We start from the raw sequence: 17,456 nt of genomic DNA, 5'->3' as shown, positions 1-17,456 counted from the left end.
ACACTCCACCCCGAATCTGAGGTCAAGCGCTCAAGAGCGGGCCACGCTGCCCTGGGGGTGTGCCTTATGGGCGTGCAGCGAAGTGCTCAAGCAGGCTCGTATCACCCGAGACGATAATGACATCCTCGGGATTAATACGCGTCTGCGCGCTGGCGTACTCAAAGGGCTTATCGGGAGAGATCACACCCAACACATTCACCCCGTAGCGGCCACGCAAATCCAACTCGCCGATCGTGAAGCCCTGAATCTCCTTCGGCGGGTGCAGTTTCATTACAGCAAAGCCGTAGCGGTCCATCTTGAGGTAATCGATCATGCGGCCCGACACCAGGTGGGCGGCGCGAATACCCGCGTCGAACTCGGGGTAGACAACGTGGTGGGCGCCAATACGCTTCAGGATTCGTCCATGCTCACGAGAGGTCGCCTTCGCCCAAATATTGGGCACCTCTAATTCGACAAGATTGGCAGTAATGAGCACTGATGCCTCTAAAGATGAGCCCACGCCCACAACAGCGGATGAAAACTCGCGTGCGCCTAACTGCTCAAGGGCCTCGTTCGTAGTGGCGTCGGCTTCAACCAGAGGGAAACGTCCGGTGAACTGCTGGACACGGCGGGGGTCCTTCTCCACCGCCAAAATCTCGTGGCCAAGGGACTCCATCGTGGTGGCCACGGCTGAACCAAAGCGTCCCAGACCAATGACGAGGGTGCCGGAAGTACGCTGCCTATCATCTGCCATAGCTCGTATTCTCTCATCTTCCGAGGCGTTTCCGCCGACCTCTTTCGATACGCGCCACCGTGCGCCCAGCATTAACGAGGGGAAACACTGAGTTTTAGCCGATAATCGGACGTTCCTCGGGCATGCGGATCACGCGGCGACGCTCACGCAATGCCAGGGCAGCCGCCAGCGTCATCGTGCCGGTGCGCCCCGCGAACATCAAAGCGACCAGCACATACTTTGCCAGGGGCGGCAAAGTCGGCGTGATACCCGTAGAAAGACCTACTGTGGCGAAGGCAGAAATCGTCTCAAAAAGAATGACGTCAAGGGAATACTGCGTCAGGGTCAATAAGAACACCACCGACACCGCCACCATTGCCGACCCAATGAGTGCCACGGACACCGCCACGCGCACCACCGGGATAGGGATGCGACGCCCGAATGACTCAATGTCGCGGTCGCCTCGTGCCTCAGCGATCACTGCAAGCACAAGGACGGCAAAAGTCGTGACCTTAATACCGCCGGCGGTGGATGCCGGACCGCCGCCAATCATCATAAGGATGTCTTGGACGAAGTGGGTTTGCGGGCGCATGACACCAACGTCAAGGGCCGACAGTCCAGAAGAACGCGCATTAACACCGGCTAAGAGGACGTTGAGCATTTTTGAGGAGGTATCGAGTTCCCCCAAAGTTTCTGGATTTGTCCACTCTGTCAGGGCCATCATGACTGCGCCGATGGCGGCAAGAATCAGGTAGGTCGACAGTGTCAGCTTCGTGTGAAGTGTCCACTTAGAAGGGGTGCGCCAGCGGGCGGCGAGGTCAGAGACGACAGGGAAGCCAATGGCACCCACAAAGGTTCCCACGATAATCGGGGTGAGCATCCACCAGTCGGAAATGTGGGGGGCTAAGCCGCCGACAATCACCACAAATCCCGCGTTGTTAAAGACAGAGATCGCCATGAAAAGCCCATGCCATGCGGCAGGCAAGACGGACTCTCCCAAGGCAAGGAAACGCGGAAAGAAAGCGAGGAAAAGAACACCTTGAGCGATAACGGATGTCCCAATCACCGCGCGAATTAGGGTGGTGATGCGTCCCATTTGCTCGGTTTTTGTTTCCGCTGCCGTGAGAAGGCGCTGCGTGAGCCCCAGATGGTGAGAGACTGCGAACCCCAGAATCGAAGCCAAAGTCATGACACCCAAGCCGCCAATGAATATCCCTAGGGCAATGACAGCCTGACCGAAAGGGGACCAGTAGGTCGCGGTATCAACGGTTGTAAGGCCGGTGACGCAGACAGCCGACACCGCCGTAAAAAGGATGTCAACGAAGGGTGCGGGGCGATCTGAAGCGGTTGAGATCGGGAGTGCTAAAAGGGCTGTGATGACGACGATAATGGAGGTAAAGACAACCAAAGCCAGGCGTGCGGGGGCAATGCGTGCCTGGTCTTCTGCCCATTCGCGTACTTTACGCAGGCGCGTCTTTTTCAAGATGGAATGTTGGCGGGCCTCTTCCATGCGCAGTACGGGCAGGGGCATGGCGGCGTCAAGCAGAGTTTCGGCGTCGAAATGGTGACTGTTCGAGGGCGGAGCCGGGCGCGTGGGGCGTCGCCGGAAGAAGGTGCGCCCCGCGCGGGGTTCTTCAGGACGACGTTCCATGTGTGCGGAGCTTTCTTGCGTCTGGGGAGCCTTCTGGGGCAGGTCATGTGGTGCGGTTGGCACCGGATTTCAGCGTCACTGATGGACACAATTTGCCTCCATCGTAGGGGCCAAGACGAGAGTGTGGGAACTGGCACGGCGATAAAAGAAAAATTCGTCGCTCATTTGGTCGCTGAGTGTGACGATGAGTCTGTAATATATCTTCAGAGGCGTCACAAGTGCGGATAAAGGATCCGCTGCCTGTACCACTGGGAGACCTGGTAATGACTGAGCATTCCGCCCCCCGTTTTATGACGGTGACAGAGGTGGCGGAGCTTATGCGCGTCTCGAAAATGACCGTTTATCGGCTGATTCACGGTGGGGAGATCCCCGCTATTCGTGTTGGTAAGAGCTTCCGTGTTCCTGAAGTTGCCGTGCGCCAACTCATCGATGCCCAAATGTCACAGTGGTCCGATGATCGACTTACCGGAATTGGCGGGTAGTATTACTTCTGTTGCGTTCTTGGCACCCCTGAGAGCGCGGTAACAGCAACGACTCTGAAAGAGGGAGGAACCCGATGGGCTCCGTCATTAAGAAGCGCCGCAAGCGCATGGCAAAGAAGAAGCACCGCAAGCTCCTGCGCAAGACGCGCCACCAGCGTCGCAACAAGAAGTGACGTATTGAGGGGACTTGGCTGAAGCCAGGTCCCCTCTTTCCTTCTCCGCCTAAAGCCCTGAATCAAGGCAAGAACAATCACCTATCCTATGGTGGTGTCTTTCGAGTTTCCCCCGATTATGAGGCGGCAAAAGCCCGAGGTGCTTGCGCCAGCGGGCAGCCTCGCCACCGTGAAAACCGCTATCGACTTTGGTGCTGACGCCGTCTACTGCGGCGGTAAAGCTTTTGGTATGCGAAGTGCGCCTCGAAATCTCTCGATGGAAGATTTCGAGGAGGCTGTCGCCTACGCTCACGCTCGGAATGCGCGTCTCTTCGTGACCTGCAATATTTTGCCGACAAACGACGAAATTGACGCAATGAATACCTATATGGGTGAGCTTGGGGAGATCGGCGTGGACGCGCTGATCGTCTCTGACATTGGCGTCTTGATGGCGGCCCGCCAGGTGGCGCCCCACGTAGAGGTGCATGTGTCTACCCAGGCTGGTATCACGAACTATCAGGCGGCCAACGCTTTTGCCGCCATGGGGGCCAGCCGTGTCGTCCTGGCCAGAGAACTTGACCTTGAGGCAATTCGAGGTATTCGCGCTCAGGTGCCCGCAGACCTTGAGATTGAAGCCTTCGTGCACGGCTCCATGTGCATGGCTTTTTCAGGCCGATGCCTGATCTCTCAGCATCTGACCGGCAGGGATGCAAACCACGGCGACTGTGCTCAATCCTGCCGATGGAAATACCATGTTGTTGAAGAAAAACGCCCCGGACAATTCATCCCGGTGGAGGTCACTGACGGCGGGACCTTCTTGTTCAACTCCCATGACATGAACGTTCTGGCTCATGTTGATGAGATTCTTGATGCTGGCGTGACGAGCCTGAAGATTGAAGGCCGTGCCAAGAGCGCCTATTACGTGGCGGCTATGGCGAATGCGTACAAGACTGCCGTCAATGAGTACATGATCCAACGCGGCTACGAGGACGAGGACGGGCGTTCTCTACGACCCTTCACCCACCAGCTTTCCGCCGCCGAAGGATACACCCCCCATGAGGGCCAGCAGAACGGGCCGGTGGTCCTGCCAGAGTGGCTTCTTGAGGAACCCATGAAGGTCACTCACCGTGAATACTCCACCGGGTTCTACTACCCGGATCACCCAGCGGGAGAGAATATCGTGGTTGGCGGTTATATGAACGACTGGCGGTGGCTGGGTAACGTGCTCCGCTTTGACGAGGCCGAAGGGCGTCTTCACATTTACGCCAAGAATAAGATCAGTCCCGGGATGGATATTGAGTTCCTGTTCCCCGGACACGCCCCTGTTGTCTACCGTGTCCCTGCCGAAGGGCTGCGTGATGAGAATGGGGACCCTGTTGGGCAGATCAACCACCCAGCTCACGAGTTCTCCCTGCCGTGCGACAGGGCAATCCCTACGGGCGCGATGATCCGTGCTCAGGTGCGTGCCCGCTCTCTACCTCTCGCGCCACCCGCTGCGGCGGCCTCGTAAGAGGCCGTCTGGCTGACACTGTGGGAGACTAGGGGCATGGTTGCCACGGTTATTCATGTTATGCGTCACGGAGAGGTCGATAACCCAGAGGGGCTTCTCTATGGGCGACTCCCCGGTTTTGGTCTGACCGAGCGCGGCCACGCTATGGCCCAGTGCGTCGCGGATGCTTTCGTTCAACGCGGGGCTGATATTACTGCGGTTATTGCTTCGCCACTTAAGCGCGCTCAGCAGACCGCTGCGCCGACAGCGCAGGCTTTCGGCTTGCCACTGGAATCTGACTCACGCCTTATCGAGGCGGCGAGTGCCTTGGAAGGTATGCCTGTCAACGCGAATCGTGCTGCCCTGGCTCATCCTCGCTACTGGAAGTATTACCGCGCGCCGCTTCGCCCTTCGTGGGGAGAGCCCTATGTTGAGGTCGCCTCCCGGATGAGTGCTGCACTTTCACACGCCCTGAAGGTGGCGAAGGGGCATGAGGCCGTGCTGGTATCCCATCAGATGCCGATCGTGACCCTCACCCGCTTTGCGCGTGGACTCAGGTTGGCGCACAATCCGCTCTCACGGGAATGTTCCCTGGCTTCGGTGACGTCGTTCATCTTTGATGGGAACACCCTGGTTGGAATCTCCTACGATGAACCCGCAGGGCATCTTCTTGATGGGGCTCTTGATATGACTCCCGGAAACTCGGCGGCCTCCCTTAAACGCTAGCGGGCGGTTGAGTGTCGCCTTCCTCGGGAGTATCGGCCTCGACCGAGTGATTACCTGGCTGGGTGTCGTTAGCCGCGGCAGGGTCGGCTTCGCCTGTGGTGTGCTCTGAGGGGCTCGCTGCGCGCCTGTCTTCACGTTCGCGGGCTTGGCGCTCGCGTTCTGCTTTCTCCTCGGCAGCGCGTTCCTCGGCTCTTTTCCGCGCTAAATCACGTTCAAGGCGGAAAAGAAACTCTGGATCGTCGTCGGGAGCGACAGGAGCTGGTGCAGAAGGCGCAGCAGTGGGAGTCATACGTTCGCGCATGTTACTGAACAACCCTTCATCGTCGATGATCTCGCCGCGTTGGCGTGCTTCAGCGCGGGCAACGGCACGCAGGATGACCCAGGCAATGGAGCCAATGGAAAACGAGGGGATTGTCAAAAGAATGAGAAGTAGCCACAGGGCCTTAGGGATGCGGCCGGGGCAGCGCTCCTCGGGCGTGCGCCACCAGTCGGCAATGGCATAGACCGTCACGGCAATCCACAGCAGGACAAGAACTACTCTCAGCATCCTTCGAGCATAGTCAGTCTGTGGAGGCTTCGGGGTGTGAGGAGGTGCGCATCACCCGCGCCGATAGGGTGGGAGTGTCAGCGTGAACGCGCAGCGAGTAGGGCCGGTGCCCACGGTGGCGGCCGGTGGCGAAGCCCCCTTCACGAGCTGAAAAGTACCCACAGTAAGCCACATGCTGCGACAAACGCCCACAGCAGGGTATGCAGGCCAGTGTTGCGCAGCAGGGCAAGGAACTGCGTGCGTTCCTTTGCCTGAGCAATGCCATAAACGAGGGCGCCGCTCGTGGGAACAGCAAGGGCAGCAAGCAGAGGCTGAGCGCCGGGTGCCAACACGAGGGCGCCTCCCAAACAGAAGAAGGCAGCGAGGACACTCAGCACATATACCCAGCGTGAGATGCGATCCCCCAAGCGGACGGCCAGAGTCACCTTCCCACATTCACGGTCGGTGGGAATATCACGAATGTTATTGACCATCAGCAGCGCCACCGACAGTAGGCCCATTCCACAGGCCAAAAGCCACACCCAGGCGGGTAAAGCCGCGTCCTCTCCGGGCATGAGCTGAGTGTAGGTGGTGCCAGCAGTGGCCATAAGGCCAAAGAAAACGAATACCATCAGCTCTGACAGGCCAATGCCCATGTAGCCATAAGGGGTGCGACCCCCCGTGTAGAACCATGCGGCAATAATGGCGGCAATTCCAGCGAGGATTAGCCACCAGGTGCCGGAGAGGACAACCAAGACCAGTCCGGCTGCCCCAGCGGCAGCAAAGCACGCCAGAGCCGCAAAAAGGACAGTGCGAGGGCTAACCGTCCCCGAGGCTGTCAGACGCGGCGGACCTACCCGGTGGTCGTCAGTACCGCGAATCCCATCGGAATAGTCGTTGGAAAAGTTCACGCCAACCTGCAATAGCAGCGCAACTACAAGAGCGAGAAAAGCCCGCAGAGGTTCCCACACACCCATGTTGATCGCTGCGGCAGTACCGACAATGACGGGAGCCACAGCTGCCGGCAGAGTCCGAAGACGTGCCCCTTCTAACCAGTGAGCGGCCGTTGCCATACTTATTTCCTCCACGCTAATCCGCGCTCAACCAATGTGTTGAGAATACGCGCAGCCTCGCGACCATCCACTTTCCCACTGCCAGCGAGCGGCAACGCGTCGGTCACAGCAATCACGCGCGGGACATGATGGCGGTCAATGTGGGCTGCGCACTCACGACGCAAGGCCTCACACCACTGATCGGAGGGAGGCTGAGCCAACGCTGGCCCCTCTCCGTGAGCCCCCGTCACCTGAGGCAAAGCGGAGGGCACAACAAGTGCCGCCACAATATGCCCCCACTGCTCGTCGGGCAGAGCCCCCACCCAGGCATCCTCAATATCGGGGAGGTGCGTCAGAGCCTGCTCAACTTCACGCGGCGAGATCGACAGGCCTCCCGAGACAATGACGTCATCAGCGCGGCCAGTGACGTGCACGCGACCGTCCTCGCCAATCCTGCCGGTATCACCGGTCAGAAGCCAGCGCTGCCCGTCTATCTCGACAAAAGGCGAATCCCCATCAAGATAACGTGTCATCAGCATAGGGCCACGGATTGCCAAACGAGATGCTCCGCTTTCCTCAAGCAGACGCACTTCAACGCCATCTAAGGGCATGCCGTCATACACGCAGCCCCCGCTGGTTTCCGTCATACCGTAGGTGGTGTGAACACGGATCCCGCGCTCGCGGGCCGCATCCAGGAGTGCCGGGGAGATCCCCTGCCCGCCAACCAAAACCGCAGACAGGGTTGCCAGGGCTGCGCTGACCTCGTCGTCATGAAGGCATTCGCGTAACTGGGCCGGAACGAGCGAGAGGTATGCGGGCACGCCCTCTTGCGAGGTGGCCCCACGAATCGCGGGAAGAAGTGCTGCGGGGGTGAAACCTGCAGAGGTGTCGACGATACGCGGAGGGAAATCGTGCGCTGTGGATCGCAGGAGAACCTGGGCGCCCGCAATGTGATGTGTTGGCAGGGCAAGAATCCAGATTCCTGGCCCGTCGAGGGCAGCGTGGGTGGCAGCGGCAGAAGCAAGGAGAGCCTCGGTGGAGATGCCCACCAGATGCGGCGTGCCAGTTGAGGAACCCGAGGTTTCGATCACGAGGTCAATGCCATCAAAAAAGTGCGGATCGGCGGCGATTCTCTCAGCTAATTCGGGAAAGACACTGTGAGGGTCTGCTGCGGCGGTCCGAAGCGTTGAGGGGGGGACACGCTCGGGGGAGCGAATAACCACAACCGTGTGTGGAGCGGGATGTTCAGGGTCAGCCTGACGTTCCTCGTAGAGTTCGACCAGCTTATGAATCCCCGCGTGGGCCAGGGCGACGGCACCAATGGCCGTACCGCCGGGAACAAGGAGGATGCGGGTAGACATCAGCGGTGCCTTTCTACAGTGCGGACGGGGAGGCCGATCTTGAGCATAGCCTGCGCTGCTGCTGAGGAGCGGAAAGAAGTGACAGGCGTGAGCTGAGTTACTGGCAGTGAAGCAGAAAAAGGGGACGCAGTGATTTAGGATCAGAAGTAATGAAACTCAATCTGTCTGCGCCTTCAACGCGCGCGAAGTGGCTTATCGCTCTCGCCCTTATCGTGCTTACTGCCTGTGCTGCTGCACTGACAGCAGCCCACATGTATTACCGGACCCATGCGGTCCCCGGAATTACTGTGCTGGGCGAAAATATTTCCGGCCTTAATCGTCAGGCTGTCACTGATCGCCTCAACGCCCGCGTGGAAGCTGCGACATTGACCCTTGACGTCGAGGGGGCAACGCGGACAGCCTCTACCGGTGACCTTGGTGTGACAGTTGACGTTGAAAAAACGGTCAATGATGTTTTTGCTCTGTCCTCTAGCCTGAGCGGCCAGATGAAGGCGGCCTTTAGTGGGGTGGATCTGCGTCCTGACTATGCCCTGGATGAGGCTGTCGTGTCAGATTTTGCTCTCCATTTGGTTGAAGACGCCTCTGGTCGGGTGGAGAATGCGGCTGTCACCTTTAATGCCGATTCAGCGAAGTTTGTTGCCTCGCCTGCGCGCGAAGGGAAGAAGGTTGATGTCGAGCAGGTCAAAAAGGCTGTTCAGACTCTTGCTTCGACCTTGAGCCCGACGAATGCTCGCGTTACCGTCGATCATGAGAAGCCGACTGTCACCACAGAGATGGCCGAGGAATCCGCTGCGGCTGCCAATCGTCTGATCGGCACGGAGGTGTCCGTTACCGATGGCATCACTGTCTACCAGGCGAGCCTTGCAGATAAGGCCGCTTGGGTGTCCTTGCGGGTTGATGCTGCGGGCATGAAGGGACCCGAGGTTGACGCTGCGAAGGTTGCCGAGTGGGTGAAGAAGACGGCAGATGCCACCAATGAAGAGCCTGTGAAGGGCGTCAAGAATGTCAACTCTCGCGGTGATGAGGTGTCGATTCACTCCGCTGGAAAATCGGGATGGAAGGTGAAGAACGCCGAGGAAGTCATCAAGGAGGTGACCGCCGCCTTTGGCTCTGCCACTCCCTATGCGGGCGACTTTGACTATGACGAGGCCAAGCCCGAGTTTGAGACGCGACTGATCGCTGACGGGGCTGGTTCCTTGGTCTACCACGCGGTACCTGGCGAGAAGTGGATTGATATTAATCTGTCGACCAATACCGTGAGCGCCTATGAGGGAGCAACAATTGTTCAAGGGCCGGTGTACATGGTTCCCGGTGCCCCCGAGACGCCGACTATCACGGGCACCTTCAAGGTGTGGCATCAAAACCCGCTGCAGACCATGCGTGGTTTGAACGCTGATGGCACCCCGTATGAGACCCCTAATGTTCCGTGGGCAACATACTTCCATGGTGACTTCGCTTTGCATGGGGCTCCCTGGCGCTCCTCCTTCGGGTGGAATGGTCCGGGTGGATCTCATGGCTGTGTGAATATGCCGGTGGATTCGGCTCGTTGGATCTACGAGTGGGCTGATATCGGGACCACGGTTGTGAGCCACTACTGACCTTTGTCATGTGAGGCCTCCAGTTCGCAGCATGGTGATGCTGCGTGCTGGAGGCTTTGCTGCAGGCAGTGGGATGTTTGTTGGAGGGTGAAGGACACTATGCTGCACATCAGTATTTTCCTGAGTGCAAGCTGAAAACGTGTGCAATCGCATTGTGTGAATGCTGATTAGCTCTTCGGAAACTGAAGCTTTACCCACTATGATCAGGTTCCATGACAGACCATCCCTCACGTCGGCGTTTGTGGATCGCCGGTGGTGTGCTTGCAAGCCTGGTTCTGATTGGTGGAGCATCAGGCTCCTACGCCTATGCCGCTCACTATGACACCCGAGCTCTTCCGGGGGTGAGTGTTGCGGGGCAGCAGGTCACAGGAATGGACGTTGCCGCTATTGCTGCCATGGTTGAACAGCGCGTCAAGGACGTTAGCGTTGAGGTGTCCGTGGAGGGTGAGACCGTAGCTGCCTCCCTGGGGGATTTGGGGGTGACGGTGGACGCCCAGGCAACCGCTGAACAGGCAATGGAGGGGAATCGCTCGTTCGCCTCGAAGTTGGGGGCTCTCTTCTCTTCGCGTGAGGTGACGCCTGTGGTGACTGTGAATCGCGAGAAACTACAGTCCTTCGCTGATGCTTTGGCGCGGAAGGCGGGCCCGGTAGTGGTGAACGCGACGGTGGCTCTTGATTCTGAGAGCAACACTTTCCGGGCAACTGAGGCGAAGTCGGGGACGGGCCTGGATGTCGATGCTTTGAGTAAGGTCGCTGAACAGGCTGCGGGCAGCCTGTCGAATGTGTCCACAACTGCCGTTGTGCAGGAAGTAAAGCCTGAAATCACTACCGAGGAAGCTGAGCAGATGGTTGCTGCTGCTCAGGCATTGGCGGGGCTTGAGGTTTCTATTTCCGATGGCATTGATGACTTCACAGCGGACGCTGCTACGCGTGCGTCGTGGGTGAAGGTTCCTCTATCGCCTGATGGCAAGAGCCTTGAAAAGCCTATTGTTGATGAGGCGAAGGTGCGTTCGTGGGTGGAAAAGACTGCTGAAGAGACAAATGTCGCCCCGAAGCCTGGCATCAACAATGTCAATGCCAGCGGGAAGGTCTTGGTAGAGGCGCGCAAGGGCGTGAAGGGCTTTAAAGTCAACAACGCTGCTGCCGTGGCTCAAGGAGTCTTGACCTCCTTGAGCGATGGCAAGAGCTTCACCGGCGATTTTGACTACGACGAGGTTGAAGCCCCTTACGAGAGCCGACCGGCATTGCCAGGTGCTGAGAACGCCCTTTACCCCGCTGCCGAGGGGGAGAAGTGGTTGGAGATCAACCTGGGGAACAACTCGGTGTCAGCCTATGTGGGGCTTTCCCGGGTTCATGGTCCTGTGCCGATCGTGCCAGGTTCGCCAGGTAATGAAACGGTCACTGGTCTGTTCCACATTTACCTCAAGTACGACAAGCAGGACATGGGGTGTACGCCGGAGTGGCCTTACTGCGCCAAGGATGTTCCCTGGGTGTCCTACTTCCATGGTTCCTATGCTTTCCATGGGGCGCCCTGGCAGGATTCCTTCGGCTGGAGTGGTCCGGGCGGTTCACATGGCTGTGTGAATATGCCCGTTCATGAGGCGAAATGGGTGCATCAGTGGTCTGAAATGGGTACACCTGTTGTCAGCCATTACTGATTGATAGTCCGCTTGTTGGGGGATATTCCGTAGAGGAATATCCCCCAATTTTCTTAATCTGATGACTCTTTCCGCTGGGCGATACAGCCCCGTATTTTGGCGGAATCTCAACAAAATGACGCCTGGAATTGACGAGATCTATAACAGTTCAATAACAGCGTCTGGATCGGTTTTGTCGTAGAGCACAATCTGCCCTACGATGGGTGTCACACCAAAGAGGGTGCCTCCTCTATTCGGTTTCGTTAGCGTTAACGAAGAGGGGTTTTCAGCCCGACCACAGAGATGTGATTGGCACGAAGGGGTGAGAAGTGACGAACTTACTCGAATTAAAGGGGATCTCCAAGACGTTCCCCGGCGTGAAGGCGTTGTCCAACGTCAACATTGACCTGCGCGCTGGTGAGGTTTTGGGCCTGTGTGGCGAAAATGGTGCTGGTAAGTCCACACTGATGAAGATCCTCACGGGTATTTACACCGCCGATCCAGGCGGCGAAATTTGGCTCGAAGGGCAGAAGGTCGCGGTTCGCGATCCCAACCATGCTCGCGACCTAGGCCTGAGCATCATCCACCAGGAACTCAACATCATTCCTGACCTTACTGTTGCCCAGAACCTCTACATTGGTCGCCCAGGCTCGACCAATAAGGGCTACATCAAGGACGCACAGCTTGAAAAGCAGGCTCGTGAACTCTTTGACCGCCTGGGTATGGACATCGACCCATCGGCGTACTGCCGTGATCTGACTGTTGCCCGCCTGCAGATGGTGGAAATTGCTCGCGCACTGTCCTACGACGCACGCATCCTCGTCATGGATGAGCCCACCGCGGCACTCACCACCCAGGAAACTGAAACTCTCTTCGGACTGATCCGCGACTTCGTTTCCCCCACGACGGGCCTGATCTACATCTCGCACCGCATGCCGGAAATCGAAGAGATCACCGACCGCGTCTCCGTTCTGCGTGACGGCCAGTATGTTGGCACCGTCACCACCAAGGACGTTGAGATGCGTGAAATCATCTCGATGATGGTGGGCCGCGAGGTTGCAGCAGATGCTCGCCCCACGAACCCTCGCGTTTCAGATGACGTTGTTCTCTCCGTTAAGGGTCTGTCCACCACCAAGCTTCTCAAGGATGTTTCCTTTGAGGTGCGCAAGGGTGAAATCCTTGGCTTCGCAGGCCTTATGGGCGCAGGCCGCACTGAGGTCGCACGCTGCGTCTTTGGTGCCGACCCCCGCGTGACAGGCGAGATTGCCGTCAATGGCAAGACCGTGAACGTGCACAGCTGCCGCGATGCAGTCAAGGCAGGTATCGGTTACCTTTCCGAAGACCGCAAGCGATTCGGCCTCCTGCTTGAACAAGACATCAAGTTCAACACCATCTTGTCCACCATGGAAGCCTTCACCTCGCTGGGCGTCATCAAAGATGCCAAGGTGGGTTCTGTCACCCAGGAATACACCGACAAGCTGCGCACCCGTACCCCCTCGATCAACCAGCTTCTGCGCAACCTCTCCGGTGGCAACCAGCAGAAGGTTGTTATCGCCAAGTGGCTGATCCGAGACTCTGATGTGCTGATCTTCGACGAACCAACCCGCGGTATCGACGTTGGTGCAAAGGAAGAGATCTACCAGCTTCTCGAAGCCCTCGCCGCCCAGGGCAAGGCAATCATCATGATCTCCTCTGAACTGCCCGAGGTTTTGCGCCTGTCCCACCGTATCGCGGTGATGGCACACGGTCGTATCATCGGCACCCTCGACAATGAGGAAGCCACCCAAGAAAACATTATGGAACTGGCCACCGTCGGTCAGGAAGAAGCGAATGGAGTAGTCGCGTGAGCAACGCTAAAGCCCTCGATGCCAAGACGCCGAACCGCGTTCTCGCGTCGATTAAGTCCCAGATGCAGCTTGTCTTCGTCATGCTGGCGTTGATCGTCGTCTACATCTTCTTCATGTTCGCAGCACCGAAGTTCGCGCAGTTCAGCATCTTCACCGATATTCTGCTGCAGGCAGCCTACATGGGCGTGATGGCCCTGGGCGCAACATTTATTATCGCCACCTCCGGCATTGACCTCTCGGTCGGTACAGGTATGACCCTCGTTGCCGTCGGTGCTGGTGTCTTCCTCTCCGCCGACTGGCTTAACCTGCCCCTAGCTGCCGGCCTCGTCCTGACCATCGCTTTGGGTGCCCTCATGGGTGTTATTAACGGTGTGAATGTCTCAATCCTGGGACTTCCACCCTTCATTGCCACCCTGGCCATGATGATGGTCGCCCGCGGTCTGGCCCTCATCATCTCCGGCACCGCAACCATCTCGATTGCTAACCCCGGCTACATCTTCCTCTCCACCGGCAATATCATTCCCGGCCTGTCCAACGCAGCACTCTTCTTCATCATCGCCACCATCATCGCAGCCTTCCTGATGAACAAGACCGTCCTGGGACGCTACGCTCTGGCCATCGGCTCCAACGAAGAAGCAACCCGCCTCTCCGGTGTGGATGTGCGCAAGTGGAAGATCATCATTTACATGGTCGCGGGCATCTTCATGGCTTTCGGCGCCATCCTCTACTCGGCACGTTTCGGCTTCGTTCAGCCCGCTGAAGGCGTCGGCTTCGAGCTCAACGTCATCGCCGCAGTCGTGATCGGTGGCACCTCCCTGGCCGGTGGCCGCGCCTCGATCTTCGGTACCCTCATCGGTGCCCTCCTCATGGAAACCCTCAAGAAGGGCCTGACCATGATGGGTGTCGCCGCCGAATGGCAGCTCGTCGTCACCGGTATCGTCGTCCTCCTGGCCGTCTTCGTTGACAACATCCGCCGCGCTCGCGCTGCCGCAGTGTGAGCCCCCTAAACAACAGATGAGAACGGGCCTCGCGCCCACCCCCAAGCACGAGAAACGCCGGCGTTTCTCGTCCCCAAGAAAGGAAAATCAATGCGCTCCATCGGACGTATGACCACAGTTGCCGCCGCATGCGTGATGGCCCTCGGCCTGGCCGCCTGCTCCGGCTCCACCGCCCCCGCAGCAGATGCACCTGCATCTGAAGCCCCTGCAACCGAGGCTCCCGCAACGGAAGAAGGCGGCACCATTTACCTGGTGTCCAAGGGCTTCCAGCACCGCTTCTGGCAGGCAGTGAATGAAGGCGCTCAAGAGGCTGGCAAGGAACTCGGCTACACCGTTGAGTTCGTCGGTCCTCAGGATGAAACCAAGGTCACCGAGCAGCTCGACCAGCTCAAGACCGCCCTCGCCTCCGGCCCCAAGGCTATCGGCTTCGCCGCTCTTGACTCCAAGGCTGCAGCCCCCGTCCTTGAAGAGATCAAGGCCGCTGGCATCCCCGTTATCGCCTTCGACTCCGGCGTTGAGTCCGACATTCCTCTGACCACCGTTCAGACCGACAACAAGGCTGCTGCTGCTGAAGCTGCAAAGCACATGGTCGAACTCATCGGCGGCAAGGGCACCGTTGGTCTCATCTGCCACGACCAGACCTCCCAGACCGGCAAGCAGCGTTGCGAAGGCTTCCAGGAATACATCAAGACCAACGCTCCTGACGTGACCCTCCTCGATCCCCAGTACGCAGGTGAGGTCGGCAAGGCTGCAGACACCGCCAAGGCTCTCATCCAGGCTAACCCCGAACTCGTTGGCCTCTACGGCTCCAACGAAGCTGCCGCTACCGGCGCCATCCAGGGTGCCACCGAAGCGGGCAAGGCTGAGCTGAAGGTTGTCGGCTTCGACTCCGGCAAGACCCAGATTGCCGCCATCAAGGAAGGCAAGCAGGCTGGCGCCATCACCCAGGCCCCCAAGAAGATGGGACGCATGACCGTTGAGGCCGCCGTCAAGGCCATCAAGGGTGAAAAGCTCGAGAAGATCATTGACTCCGGCTTCTACTGGTACGACAAGGCCAACATCGAAGACGACGAGATCAAGCCCAACCTCTACGAGTGAGGTTTCTCAGTCCCTCAATGAGTGACTGAAACCGACAGTGGGGCGGTGCGCGCTGCGCCCCGCCCCACTGTCACACCACCGGTAATCAAGGAAAATCACAGATTTCAGGGGTGCGCGACTCCCGGGCAGTGAAGCCGCAGAGATACACCCACCACCTCCACACACAAAGGACAAGGGAACAACATGACAGACCATCCCCGCATTGGTATCCGCCCCACCATCGACGGTCGTCGCCGCGGAGTCCGTGAAAGCCTCGAAGATCAGACCATGAACATGGCCAAGCGCGTCGCGGCACTCTTCACCGAGAACCTCCGTTACGTCGACGGCACCCCCGTTGAGGTCGTCATCGCAGACACCACCATCGGCGGCGTCGCTGAAGCGCAAGCATGCGCCGAGAAGTTCGCCCGCAATGGTGTCGGCCTGACCCTCTCAGTCACCCCCTGCTGGTGCTACGGCACCGAAACCGTGGACATGGATCCCACCATGCCCCACGCCATCTGGGGCTTCAATGGCACTGAACGTCCCGGCGCCGTCTACCTCGCAGCCGCCCTCGCCGGACACGCACAGCTAGGTATCCCAGCCTTTGGCATCTACGGCAAGGAAGTTCAGGATTCCGACGACGAATCCATCCCCGCAGACGTGCGCGGCCGACTCCTTGATTACGCCAAGGCCGGTCTGGCTGTCGCCCAGATGAAGGGCAAGTCCTACCTGTCCATGGGCTCAGTCTCCATGGGTATTGCCGGCTCGGTCGTCAAGGACGAATTCTTCGGCCCCTACCTGGGCATGCGCAACGAATACATCGACATGACCGAGTTCATCCGCCGCATGGATGAAAAGATCTACGACGAAGAAGAATACGAAGCCGCCCTCAAGTGGATGCGTGAAAACCTCACCCAGGGCGAAGACTTCAACCCCGACTTCAACCAGCACCCCGAACTCCATGACGAGTGGTGGGAGATCTGCGCCAAGATGACCATTATTGGTCGTGACCTCATGCGCGGTAACCCCAAGCTCGCTGAAATTGGCTGGGGTGAAGAAGCCCTCGGTCACGGTGCCCTCGCCGGTGGCTTCCAGGGACAGCGCCAGTGGACCGACCACATGCCCAACGGTGACGTCCTCGAAACGATCCTCAACACCAACTTCGACTGGACGGGCATCCGCCAGCCCTACATCCTCGCCACCGAGAATGACTCCCTCAACGGCGCCTCCATGCTCTTCGGCCACCTCCTGACCGGCACGCCGCAGATCTTCTCCGACGTGCGCACCTACTGGAGCCCCGAATCCATCGAACGCGTCACCGGCTGGAAGCCCGAAGGCCGCGCTGCCGTTGGTCTGCTTGACCTGCGCAACTCCGGCTCGACCTCGATGGACGGCGCTGGCAAGTCCGTACGTGACGGCGAGAACGTCATCAAGCCCTGGTGGGAGATGACCGAGGAAGACTGCCAGGCAGCACTGGATGCCACCACCTTCCACCCTGCCACCTACGAGTACTTCCCCGGCGGCGGCTTCTCCACCCACTTCCGCACCTCCGGCGAAATGCCCGTGACCATGAGCCGCATCAACCTCGTTGCTGGCCTTGGCCCCGTCCTGCAGATCGCTGAAGGCTGGACCGTGGAGCTGCCCGACGAAGTAGCCACCACCATCGAAAACCGCACCGACCGCGCATGGCCCACCACCTGGTTCGTCCCGAACCTCACCGGTGAAGGCGCCTTCGCTTCGGTCTACGACGTGATGAACAACTGGGGTGCCAACCACGGTGCGATCTCCTACGGTCACATCGGCGCTCAGCTCATCACCCTGGCTTCGATGCTGCGCATCCCCGTGAACATGCACAATGTCTCCGAGGATCGCATCTTCCGCCCGAAGTCCTGGTCGCTCTTTGGCACCGCAGATCTGGAAAGCGCCGACTACCGCGCCTGCCAGACCTACGGTCCCATGTACCGCTGACGCTCGTTAGCAACTGAGTGCCTCCACGTTGGGCGCTCACCGCGAGAAAGGAACGCATTGACGCGTTACTCTCGTGAATAAGCACAGGTGGCTGTGGGGTGGATACTCCGGGTATTCACCCCACAGCACACCCCACCACCTAGGCTTTTGGGCCGCAAAGATGCGGCCGATTCTGCTTCG

Annotated in this window: 15 protein-coding genes; 10 read left to right on the top strand and 5 right to left on the bottom strand. The window is 58.8% G+C overall.

All coding sequences use genetic code 11. The annotated features are described in order from the left end of the window. Positions 1 to 64: 64 nt before the first annotated feature. Both EII11_RS02660 and EII11_RS02655 read right to left on the bottom strand, forming a co-directional pair. On the bottom strand, positions 65 to 733 hold the full coding sequence (locus EII11_RS02660; protein WP_124868381.1) for a potassium channel family protein: 669 nt from the start codon (positions 731 to 733) through the stop codon (positions 65 to 67). A 94-nt stretch (positions 734 to 827) separates the two neighbouring features. Continuing rightward, the gene (locus EII11_RS02655) at positions 828 to 2,222 is read right to left on the bottom strand and encodes a TrkH family potassium uptake protein (RefSeq protein WP_240623049.1); all 1,395 of its coding nucleotides are present in this window, start codon (positions 2,220 to 2,222) and stop codon (positions 828 to 830) included. A 404-nt stretch (positions 2,223 to 2,626) separates the two neighbouring features. On the opposite strand from EII11_RS02655, the gene EII11_RS02650 reads away from it, so the two are divergent. The 4 genes from EII11_RS02650 (at position 2,627) to EII11_RS02635 (ending at position 5,212) form a co-directional block, all read left to right on the top strand. Further along, positions 2,627 to 2,845 (top strand): helix-turn-helix domain-containing protein, encoded by a 219-nt coding sequence (locus tag EII11_RS02650; protein ID WP_124868377.1) that lies wholly within the window; start codon positions 2,627 to 2,629, stop codon positions 2,843 to 2,845. Positions 2,846 to 2,919: 74 nt separating this feature from the next. Next, on the top strand, positions 2,920 to 3,018 hold the full coding sequence (locus EII11_RS02645; RefSeq protein WP_003792170.1) for a 30S ribosomal protein bS22: 99 nt from the start codon (positions 2,920 to 2,922) through the stop codon (positions 3,016 to 3,018). A gap of 94 nt (positions 3,019 to 3,112) precedes the next feature. Continuing rightward, the gene (locus EII11_RS02640) at positions 3,113 to 4,507 is read left to right on the top strand and encodes a peptidase U32 family protein (RefSeq protein WP_240623031.1); all 1,395 of its coding nucleotides are present in this window, start codon (positions 3,113 to 3,115) and stop codon (positions 4,505 to 4,507) included. A gap of 36 nt (positions 4,508 to 4,543) precedes the next feature. Continuing rightward, a complete protein-coding gene (locus tag EII11_RS02635; protein WP_124868373.1) occupies positions 4,544 to 5,212 on the top strand; it encodes a histidine phosphatase family protein in 669 nt (222 codons plus the stop codon). Here the strand turns inward: EII11_RS02635 and EII11_RS02630 are convergent. From EII11_RS02630 to EII11_RS02620, 3 genes are all read right to left on the bottom strand, one after another. Beyond that, positions 5,202 to 5,759 (bottom strand): hypothetical protein, encoded by a 558-nt coding sequence (locus tag EII11_RS02630; RefSeq protein WP_338068023.1) that lies wholly within the window; start codon positions 5,757 to 5,759, stop codon positions 5,202 to 5,204. The genes EII11_RS02635 and EII11_RS02630 overlap by 11 nt on opposite strands. A 140-nt stretch (positions 5,760 to 5,899) precedes the next feature. Then, positions 5,900 to 6,811 (bottom strand): 1,4-dihydroxy-2-naphthoate polyprenyltransferase, encoded by a 912-nt coding sequence (locus EII11_RS02625; protein ID WP_124868371.1) that lies wholly within the window; start codon positions 6,809 to 6,811, stop codon positions 5,900 to 5,902. A 2-nt stretch (positions 6,812 to 6,813) separates the two neighbouring features. After that, positions 6,814 to 8,151, bottom strand: a complete 1,338-nt coding sequence (locus EII11_RS02620) for an AMP-binding protein (RefSeq protein WP_124868369.1) — start codon at positions 8,149 to 8,151, stop codon at positions 6,814 to 6,816. A gap of 149 nt (positions 8,152 to 8,300) precedes the next feature. Here EII11_RS02620 and EII11_RS02615 point away from each other — a divergent pair, with 149 nt between their 5' ends. The 6 genes from EII11_RS02615 to EII11_RS02590 all read left to right on the top strand — a co-directional run bounded on the left by EII11_RS02615 (position 8,301) and on the right by EII11_RS02590 (position 17,276). Then, positions 8,301 to 9,749, top strand: coding sequence for a L,D-transpeptidase family protein (locus tag EII11_RS02615; RefSeq protein ID WP_124868367.1), 1,449 nt, complete (start codon positions 8,301 to 8,303; stop codon positions 9,747 to 9,749). 212 nt (positions 9,750 to 9,961) lie between these two features. Next, positions 9,962 to 11,407, top strand: coding sequence for a L,D-transpeptidase family protein (locus EII11_RS02610; protein WP_240623030.1), 1,446 nt, complete (start codon positions 9,962 to 9,964; stop codon positions 11,405 to 11,407). 308 nt (positions 11,408 to 11,715) lie between these two features. After that, positions 11,716 to 13,233: a sugar ABC transporter ATP-binding protein gene (locus tag EII11_RS02605; protein WP_124868365.1), complete on the top strand. Its 1,518-nt coding sequence runs from the start codon at positions 11,716 to 11,718 to the stop codon at positions 13,231 to 13,233. Continuing rightward, the gene (locus tag EII11_RS02600; RefSeq protein WP_124868363.1) at positions 13,230 to 14,231 is read left to right on the top strand and encodes an ABC transporter permease; all 1,002 of its coding nucleotides are present in this window, start codon (positions 13,230 to 13,232) and stop codon (positions 14,229 to 14,231) included. The genes EII11_RS02605 and EII11_RS02600 overlap by 4 nt, the downstream gene beginning before the upstream one ends. 90 nt (positions 14,232 to 14,321) lie before the next feature. Next, entirely contained in the window at positions 14,322 to 15,329 is a 1,008-nt protein-coding gene (locus EII11_RS02595) for an ABC transporter substrate-binding protein (protein WP_124868361.1), read from the top strand. Between the two features lie 183 nt (positions 15,330 to 15,512). Further along, on the top strand, positions 15,513 to 17,276 hold the full coding sequence (locus EII11_RS02590) for an L-fucose isomerase (RefSeq protein WP_124868359.1): 1,764 nt from the start codon (positions 15,513 to 15,515) through the stop codon (positions 17,274 to 17,276). The last annotated feature ends 180 nt before the right edge of the window (positions 17,277 to 17,456 follow it).

It is taken from the genome of Schaalia canis, assembly GCF_003858455.1.
GTDB lineage: Bacteria > Actinomycetota > Actinomycetes > Actinomycetales > Actinomycetaceae > Pauljensenia > Pauljensenia canis.
Note: the sequence above shows the minus strand (reverse complement) of the source record. Positions and strands in the feature narration are given on the sequence as shown.